The 4,824-nt window shown below is 55.0% G+C and carries 3 tRNA genes and 3 rRNA genes; all 6 read right to left on the bottom strand.

Going from position 1 to position 4,824, the window contains the following annotated elements:
- Positions 1-42 precede the first annotated feature (42 nt).
- Positions 43-119: transfer RNA gene (locus FJ953_RS30270), tRNA-Met, on the bottom strand.
- Positions 120-352: 233 nt separating this feature from the next.
- A 5S ribosomal RNA gene (rrf, locus tag FJ953_RS30265) occupies positions 353-467 on the bottom strand.
- A gap of 271 nt (positions 468-738) precedes the next feature.
- Positions 739-3,549: ribosomal RNA gene (locus FJ953_RS30260) — 23S ribosomal RNA — on the bottom strand.
- Between the two features lie 317 nt (positions 3,550-3,866).
- Positions 3,867-3,942, bottom strand: a tRNA-Ala gene (locus tag FJ953_RS30255).
- Between the two features lie 58 nt (positions 3,943-4,000).
- Positions 4,001-4,077: transfer RNA gene (locus tag FJ953_RS30250), tRNA-Ile, on the bottom strand.
- A gap of 328 nt (positions 4,078-4,405) precedes the next feature.
- A 16S ribosomal RNA gene (locus FJ953_RS30245) occupies positions 4,406-4,824 on the bottom strand; the annotation flags it as partial.

Genomic DNA, 4,824 nt, shown 5'->3' with positions numbered 1-4,824 from the left:
CGGATACAAGAACAGCCCGGGGTGAGCCGGGCTGTTTTGATTTGGTTGCGGGGACAGGATTTGAACCTGTGACCTTCAGGTTATGAGCCTGACGAGCTACCGGGCTGCTCCACCCCGCGCCACCTATGAGCAAGCGTGAGCTTGCTTCGACCTCTGGAAGCAGGTGTTTTCTGCTTCGATTTCTGGAAGCAGGTGTTTCTGCTTCGATGTTTGGAAGCGGGCGATTGCCTGCTTCGCGCCGCCAAATTGAAAGGGCCGCTTACGCGGCCCGTTGTCCCGTTGGCGGGCCTGTTCGTGAAGAGAAGATTTCACATCCATCCGATTGGATGTGAGTTTAACGTGCGTTTGGCAGACCTGGCAGCGACCTACTCTCCCGCGTCTTGAGACGAAGTACCATCAGCGCTGGAGCGTTTCACGGCCGAGTTCGGAATGGGATCGGGTGCAGCCGCTCCGCCATAACCACCAGGTCGGCAAAACGCACGTTATTCGAGAAGCTGGTTAGGGATTGGGCAGTAGGCAATAGTGAATAGGGGATGCCTATTCGCTGTTGGCTCGTTGCTCTTCACCTGTCTTTTTGTGCCTGAGCGACATCCACAGTTTGCTTTCGGGCAAAGCCCGCAAGCGCGACTGCGCGTCGCCGGTCGTCCGGCGCCCTCGCGGAGCATAGGCCCGTAAGGGCCGCTCATGCGTGAGCGCTGGCCAGACCATCGTGTTTCACGATGGGCATAAGGAATGAGAACGATCAAGCCGATCGAACTATTAGTACCGGTAAGCTTCAAGCGTTGCCGCTCTTCCACACCCGGCCTATCAACGTGGTCGTCTTCCACGGTTCTCAGGGAATACTCGTTTTAAGGTGGGTTTCCCGCTTAGATGCCTTCAGCGGTTATCCCGTCCGGATATAGCTACCCTGCTATGCGGCTGGCGCCACAACAGGTCCACCAGAGATCCGTCCATCCCGGTCCTCTCGTACTAGGGACAGATCCTTTCAATATTCCTACACCCACGGCAGATAGGGACCGAACTGTCTCACGACGTTCTGAACCCAACTCACGTACCGCTTTAAATGGCGAACAGCCATACCCTTGGGACCTGCTCCAGCCCCAGGATGCGATGAGTCGACATCGAGGTGCCAAACAACCCCGTCGATATGGACTCTTGGGGGTCATCAGCCTGTTATCCCCGGCGTACCTTTTATCCGTTGAGCGATGGCCCTTCCACGCGGGACCACCGGATCACTATGACCGACTTTCGTCTCTGCTCGACTTGTCAGTCTCGCAGTCAGGCAGGCTTATGCCATTGCACTCAGCGAACGATTTCCGACCGTTCTGAGCCCACCATCGCGCGCCTCCGTTACTCTTTAGGAGGCGACCGCCCCAGTCAAACTACCCACCATACATTGTCCCGGACCCGGATAACGGGCCGCGGTTAGACATCCATAGTGATAAGGGTGGTATTTCAAGGGTGGCTCCACCTGAGCTGGCGCCCAGGTTTCAAAGCCTACCACCTATCCTACACATGCCACTACGAATGCCAATGTAAAGCTATAGTAAAGGTGCACGGGGTCTTTCCGTCTAACCGCAGGAACCCCGCATCTTCACGGGGAATTCAATTTCACTGAGTCTATGCTGGAGACAGCGGGGAAGTCGTTACGCCATTCGTGCAGGTCGGAACTTACCCGACAAGGAATTTCGCTACCTTAGGACCGTTATAGTTACGGCCGCCGTTTACTGGGGCTTCGATTCAGAGCTTGCACCCCTCCTCTTAACCTTCCAGCACCGGGCAGGCGTCAGACCCTATACGTCGCCTTGCGGCTTCGCAGAGCCCTGTGTTTTTGATAAACAGTCGCTACCCCCTGGTCTGTGCCACCCTCCTCTGCTTGCGCAGAAAAGGGTCACGCTTCTTCCGAAGTTACGCGTGCAATTTGCCGAGTTCCTTCAGCATAGTTCTCTCAAGCGCCTTGGTATACTCTACCAGACCACCAGTGTCGGTTTCGGGTACGGTCTATAAGGAGGAGCTATTTCCTGGAACCACTCCGCTGCCCGTTCAATCCGATAAGATTGGACAACTTGTGTGATCCGTCACTACCTCCAGGCCCACGAATATTAACGTGGTTCCCATCGACTACGCGTTTCCGCCTCGTCTTAGGGGCCGGCTAACCCTGCTCAGATTAGCTTTAAGCAGGAACCCTTGGTCTTTCGGCGGGGGAGTCTCTCACTCCCCTTACGTTACTCATGTCAGCATTCGCACTTCTGATACCTCCACCACCCCTCACGGGTATGGCTTCATCAGCTTACAGAACGCTCCGCTACCGCTCGTGATTGCTCACGAACCCTAAGCTTCGGTGTATGGCTTTAGCCCCGGTACATTTTCGGCGCAAAGACCCTTATTTAGACCAGTGAGCTGTTACGCTTTCTTTAAATGATGGCTGCTTCTAAGCCAACATCCTGGTTGTTTTGGGATCCTCACATCCTTTCCCACTTAGCCATAACTTGGGGACCTTAGCTGTAGGTCAGGGTTGTTTCCCTTTTCACGACGGACGTTAGCACCCGCCGTGTGTCTGCCGACTAGTACTCCCAGGTATTCGGAGTTTGGTTAGGTTTGGTAATCCGGTGAGGACCCCTAGCCCATCCAGTGCTCTACCCCCTGGGGTATTCGGTCGACGCTCTACCTAAATAGATTTCGCGGAGAACCAGCTATTTCCGAGTTTGATTGGCCTTTCACCCCTAGCCACAAGTCATCCCGAACTATTGCAACAGTTATGGGTTCGGTCCTCCAGTAAGTGTTACCTTACCTTCAACCTGCTCATGGCTAGATCACTCGGTTTCGGGTCTAATGCGACGAACTGAACGCCCTGTTCAGACTCGCTTTCGCTGCGCCTACACCTAGCGGTTTAAGCTTGCTCGTCACACTAAGTCGCTGACCCATTATACAAAAGGTACGTGGTCACCCTTGCGGGCTCCCACTGTTTGTAGGCAATCGGTTTCAGGTACTCTTTCACTCCCCTTGTCGGGGTGCTTTTCACCTTTCCCTCACGGTACTAGTTCGCTATCGGTCATGCACGAGTACTTAGGCTTGGAGGGTGGTCCCCCCAATTTCAGACAGGATTTCACGTGTCCCGCCTTACTCGAGGACGATTGATCGCATTACGCGTACGGGGCTGTCACCCACTATGGCCCTACTTTCCAGAAGGTTCCGCTTGTCTCTCAATCGCCACTGGCCTGGTCCGGGTTCGCTCGCCACTACTTCCGGAGTCTCGGTTGATGTCCTTTCCTACGGGTACTTAGATGTTTCAGTTCCCCGCGTTCGCCACTTTATCCCTATGTATTCAGGATAAGTTACCTATAACAGATCCTTGGAAACCACAGCAGCAAGACGGTCTTTCGACCACTGGCTGCTCTGATTTTCCAAGCACCTTAGGTGGGTTTCCCCATTCGGAAATCTACGGATCAAAGGGTATTCGCACCTCCCCGTAGCTTATCGCAGCGTATCACGTCCTTCATCGCCTGTGCATGCCAAGGCATCCACCAATTGCCCTTAAGACACTTGATCGTTCTCATTGCCAATACCCATCCGCGCGATCCCGAAGGGATCGTCGCCTGAGCCAGATCCTGTGCGGGATATGGCTCGATGTCATTGGCACAAAAAGACCAGCTTCTCGAGATCGGTTCGAGGGCGCGGTTAGGCAAACCCATCATATGCGGGAGATTGAGCGTCTCCCGCGACAAATCACGACCCTTTCGGATCATGAAGTTCGAACAAATCTTCTCTTTACGATGTCAAACAGAACAGGCGGAAAGCCAAGAAGCTTGCCGCAAACTCTTTTCACGAATGACTTTTCTGCCTCATCTCTACTCAACACCAGGTAGTGGTGGAGCCGGACGGGATCGAACCGACGACATCCTGCTTGCAAAGCAGGCGCTCTCCCAGCTGAGCTACGGCCCCTTATTACCTCTTCGAACTGATGCAGAGGAGATTCCGACAATCCTTGCGGACTGCGAAGTGGTGGGCCTGGGAGGACTTGAACCTCCGACCTCACGCTTATCAAGCGCGCGCTCTAACCAACTGAGCTACAAGCCCTAAAGACCGCGCTCTGCCGGTAACGAGCTGGTGACATCGAGGCAAAGCCTCGCAAGGCCGCCAAATCTGACCAACAGGTGGCCGTCGCGGCTTATGCCGCGCCCTCGCGGAGCGCCAGCGGCCCAAAGGCCGCGGTACGGCGCGCGAGCGCTGATCCAAAGTCATTCGCTGAAGAAAGAGAAACGAAGGCGGCAGACCCGCTTAAGGTATGCGCGACGGTAAGAGTGACTCTCTTGCCGTCTTGTTCCAAGAGAACTGAAAGGCAGAGGCTCATCATCTCTCGTCCGAAGACGAGCGATTAAGCGTTTCCATTAGAGTTCTTCCTTAGAAAGGAGGTGATCCAGCCGCAGGTTCCCCTACGGCTACCTTGTTACGACTTCACCCCAGTCGCTGACCCTACCGTGGTCGCCTGCCTCCTTGCGGTTAGCACAGCGCCTTCGGGTAAAACCAACTCCCATGGTGTGACGGGCGGTGTGTACAAGGCCCGGGAACGTATTCACCGCGGCATGCTGATCCGCGATTACTAGCGATTCCAACTTCATGCACTCGAGTTGCAGAGTGCAATCCGAACTGAGATGGCTTTTGGAGATTAGCTCGACCTCGCGGTCTCGCTGCCCACTGTCACCACCATTGTAGCACGTGTGTAGCCCAGCCCGTAAGGGCCATGAGGACTTGACGTCATCCCCACCTTCCTCTCGGCTTATCACCGGCAGTCCCCTTAGAGTGCCCAACTGAATGCTGGCAACT

This window comes from Mesorhizobium sp. B2-3-6 (assembly GCF_006442305.1).
In the GTDB taxonomy this organism is placed as follows: Bacteria; Pseudomonadota; Alphaproteobacteria; order Rhizobiales; family Rhizobiaceae; genus Mesorhizobium.
The sequence above is the reverse complement of the archived record's forward strand: the minus strand, read 5'-3'. Positions and strand labels throughout refer to the sequence as shown.